The organism is Shewanella sp. 11B5 (assembly GCF_002836795.1).
Lineage (GTDB): Bacteria > Pseudomonadota > Gammaproteobacteria > Enterobacterales > Shewanellaceae > Shewanella > Shewanella frigidimarina.
Genome location: NZ_PJAP01000597.1, coordinates 1 through 3,930, shown reverse-complemented (window position 1 = coordinate 3,930; position 3,930 = coordinate 1). Strand labels below are relative to the sequence as shown.

The following is a 3,930-nucleotide window of genomic DNA, read 5'->3' as shown; positions in this document are numbered from 1 at the left end:
CCTCTTAATATTTATATTGCGCGTATCTCTTCAATTTGACTACCCGTCAAACCAAAACGGCGCTGCCGACTGGCAAAAATGGCAATAGCATCACGAAATGCTAGCTCATCAAAGTCAGGCCATAGGGTGTCAGTAAACACCAACTCGGCATAAGCGGCCTGCCATAAAACAAAATTACTAATGCGGTAGTCACCGCCTGTACGGATCATTAAATCAACTTCGCTCTGGTTTTGCATGCACAAATGTTCATTTAATGCTTCTTCGGTCATCTGACTGCTGGTGATTTCGCCACTTTCAACTTTTTCGGCTAATTTTTGTGCAGCTTGTAAGATATCCCAACGTCCGCCATAGTTCGCTGCCACATTTAATATCAGACCAGTATTGCTTGCTGTTTTCTCTTGAGCACCGGCAATCTGTTTCTGTAAACGATTAGAAAACCTGCTGGTATCACCAATAATGTTGAGCTTAACTTGGTTTTTGTCGAGCAATTTCAATTCACGTTGTAACACCGTAAAAAACAATTCCATCAACAAACTGACTTCTTTATCGGGTCGGCGCCAATTTTCACTTGAAAATGCAAACAAGGTTAATGATTCAATACCAAGTTGACTTGCAGTACTTACCGCACGGCGCACAGCTTTAACACCGGCTTTATGACCGAAAACCCGAGCTTTACCCTGCAGTTGTGCCCAACGGCCATTACCATCCATAATAATCGCAACATGTTTGGGCAGAGATTGTTTTACTACATCAGATAATTGTCCCGGCAACAATTGCGAAGTCATTTGCTCCGAATCGGCTTTAGGGTCTGATTCAAACTCAACTGTAGACGACATCTACGACAATCCTTTATAAAAACAAACGCCGTGTAGTATACCCTTACACGGCGTGTTAACTCTAGCGTCTAAGTTGAGAGATTATACTTCCATCAACTCTTTTTCTTTCGCTGCTAGAATTTGATCGATGTTTTTGATTGATGAATCAGTGTGCTTTTGCACTTCATCTTCACTACGGCGAACATCATCTTCAGTACATGCTTTTGCTTTTTCAAGCTTTTTCACTTCACTGATTGCGTCACGACGAACGTTACGAATGGCAATACGACCATTTTCCGCTTCGTTACGTACCACTTTAATGAAGTCTTTACGGCGTTCTTCAGTTAACGAAGGTAACGGGATACGTAAAGTCGCACCAGCAGACATAGGGTTTAAACCTAAGTCAGAGCTCATGATTGCTTTTTCTACCGCTTGAACCATCGATCTATCAAACACGTTTACTGTTAACGTACGAGAATCTTCTACACCCACGTTTGCCACTTGCTTAAGTGGTGACATAGAGCCATAGCAAGACACTTGAATTGAATCTAATAAACTTGGGTGTGCACGACCGGTGCGAACTTTCGCCATTTGGTTTTTAGTCGCATCAACGCATTTACTCATGCGCTCTTGCGCATCTAACATAATAGTATCAATCACAATAATTTCCTTTTTGTCACAAATTCATGTGTGTTTGAGCATTAGCCTAAGAATGACACATGCAATAAAACCGCTCAAACAGTTAAATTATATAATATAAATATTTTCTGTGTCGGTGATTAAGCAGGTTGTTTACTGCTAATAATCGTACCTTCTTTCTCACCCATAATAACGCGGCGAAGTGCACCTGGCTTGTTCATATTGAATACAAGAATCGGCATATTATGATCACGTGCCATAGTAAATGCAGCAAGATCCATTACTTTTAATTCTGATTCAAGGACTTCGGCAAAACTAAGCGTGTCATATTTAACCGCTTCAGGGTTTTTCATTGGGTCTGCTGAGTATACACCATCTACTTTGGTGCCTTTTAGTACCACTTCAGCTTCAATCTCAATACCGCGTAAACATGCTGCAGAATCGGTTGTACAAAAAGGATTGCCCGTACCCGCAGCAAAAATAACCACACGACCAGACTTTAATAGGCTAATTGCTTCTGTCCAAGTGTAATCATCGCACACACCTTTAAGTGGGATAGCAGACATAAGACGGGCATTAACATATGCACGGTGCAAGGCATCACGCATGGCTAAGCCATTCATTACGGTTGCTAACATACCCATGTGATCGCCCACCACGCGGTTCATACCAGCTTTTGCTAAGCCTTCACCACGAAATAGATTACCACCACCAATAACCACGCCAACTTGAATACCAAGTTCAACAAGCTCTTTCACTTCTTGTGCCATACGATCAAGTACTTTAGGGTCAATGCCGAAGCCTTCTTCACCCATTAATGCTTCACCGCTTAATTTAAGCAGAATACGTCTAAACGCTGGTTTTGGATTGGTGCTCATAATTTTCATCCTGATCATAACAAAACCGCAGCGGTTGCTGCGGTCTTAGGGTATTTAGATTAAAGCGATTACGCTTTTTTAGTAGCGGCGATTTGCGCAGCTACTTCAGCAGCGAAATCTTCTGCTTTCTTCTCGATACCTTCACCAACTTCTAAACGAATAAAGCTGGTTACTGTAGCGCCTTTCGACTTAAGCACTTCGCCAACAGTTTTCTTTGGTTCCATGATGAAAGCTTGACCAGTAAGAGAGATCTCACCAGTGAACTTCTTCATACGACCAACAACCATCTTCTCAGCGATTTCAGCAGGCTTGCCTTCATTCATCGCGATTTCGATTTGAAGCGCTTGCTCTCTTTCTACAAGTTCAGCAGGCACATCTTCAGGGTTTACGAAATCTGGCTTAGAAGCAGCTACGTGCATTGCGATATGCTTTAGTGTTTCTTCATCAGCTTCACCCGCAACAACAACACCAATACGATCACCGTGACGGTAAGACGCAAGGTTTGCACCATCGATATACTCAACGCGACGAACGTTGATGTTTTCACCGATTTTAGTTACAAGCGCAACACGAGTTTCTTCAAACTGTGCTTTTAAGTCTTCGATAGACACTTTAGATGCAGCAGCAACATCAAGCACTGCGTTAGCAAATGCTAGGAAGTTTGAGTCTTTTGCAACGAAGTCAGTTTGACAGTTAACTTCTAAAAGTGCAGCGAAACCTTCGCCATTCTTGATTAGAATTGTACCGTCAGCAGCGATGTTACCTGCTTTTTTAGCAGCCTTCGCAGCGCCGCTTTTACGCATGTTATCAATCGCTAGTTCGATGTCACCGTCAGTTTCAGTCAGTGCATTCTTACAGTCCATCATGCCAGCGCCAGTGCGGTCACGAAGTTCTTTAACTTGGGCAGCAGTAATTGCCATTGTTAAATCCTCTAATTTAATTCGTATAATATTGCATTTATAAAACAGGGGCCAAAAGGCCCCTGTTCACCAATTATCTTATTGGCAAATAAGGGGGATGATAATCATCACGCCTTATTAAACAGCTTCTACGAAACCGTCTTGCTCAGCTTGAACAGCTAAATCTTGACCACGGCCAGCGTTAGCAGCTGCAGCAACAGAAGAAGTGTACAAACGGATAGCACGCATTGCGTCGTCGTTACCAGGAACGATGTAGTTAACACCGTCTGGTGCAGAGTTGGTATCAACAACTGCAACAACTGGAATACCTAGGTTGTTTGCTTCTTTAATAGCGATATGCTCATGGTCAGCACCGATAACGAATAATACGTCAGGTAAACCGCCCATGTTCTTGATTCCGCCTAAAGACTTTTCTAACTTGTCTAATTCGCGTGAACGCATTAACGCTTCTTTCTTAGTTAACTTGTCGAAAGTACCGTCTACAGACTGGCTTTCTAGCTCTTTAAGACGCTTGATTGACTGACGAACAGTTTTCCAGTTAGTTAACATGCCGCCTAACCAACGATGATCAACATAATACTGATCACAAGAAAGTGCAGATGCTTTGATAGCTTCGCCAGCAGCGCGCTTAGTACCTACGAATAATACTTTACCTTTCTTAGAAGCAATGTTGCTAAT

The 3,930-nt window shown here is 42.5% G+C and carries 5 protein-coding genes; all 5 read right to left on the bottom strand.

Annotated features, from left to right (window positions below):
* Positions 1–11: 11 nt before the first annotated feature.
* Positions 12–836 (bottom strand): polyprenyl diphosphate synthase, encoded by an 825-nt coding sequence (uppS, locus tag CXF78_RS13875; RefSeq protein WP_011636748.1) that lies wholly within the window; start codon positions 834–836, stop codon positions 12–14.
* An 81-nt stretch (positions 837–917) separates the two neighbouring features.
* Positions 918–1,460: a ribosome recycling factor gene (gene frr / locus CXF78_RS13870; RefSeq protein ID WP_220491834.1), complete on the bottom strand. Its 543-nt coding sequence runs from the start codon at positions 1,458–1,460 to the stop codon at positions 918–920.
* A gap of 134 nt (positions 1,461–1,594) precedes the next feature.
* The gene (gene pyrH / locus CXF78_RS13865; protein WP_011636746.1) at positions 1,595–2,332 is read right to left on the bottom strand and encodes a UMP kinase; all 738 of its coding nucleotides are present in this window, start codon (positions 2,330–2,332) and stop codon (positions 1,595–1,597) included.
* 68 nt (positions 2,333–2,400) lie between these two features.
* Positions 2,401–3,252 carry a translation elongation factor Ts gene (gene tsf, locus CXF78_RS13860; RefSeq protein WP_011636745.1) on the bottom strand — a complete coding sequence of 284 codons (852 nt, stop codon included), beginning with the start codon at positions 3,250–3,252 and terminating at the stop codon, positions 2,401–2,403.
* 117 nt (positions 3,253–3,369) lie between these two features.
* Positions 3,370–3,930, bottom strand: a 561-nt coding sequence (gene rpsB / locus CXF78_RS13855) for a 30S ribosomal protein S2 (protein ID WP_102037131.1), incomplete at its 5' end; no start/stop codon positions are given.

Coding starts and splice junctions, on each gene's coding strand:
- frr (WP_220491834.1), bottom strand. CDS start 1,460: ATGTTAGATGCGCAAGAGCGCATGAGTAAATGCGTTGATGCGACTAAA.
- pyrH (WP_011636746.1), bottom strand. CDS start 2,332: ATGAGCACCAATCCAAAACCAGCGTTTAGACGTATTCTGCTTAAATTA.
- uppS (WP_011636748.1), bottom strand. CDS start 836: ATGTCGTCTACAGTTGAGTTTGAATCAGACCCTAAAGCCGATTCGGAG.
- tsf (WP_011636745.1), bottom strand. CDS start 3,252: ATGGCAATTACTGCTGCCCAAGTTAAAGAACTTCGTGACCGCACTGGC.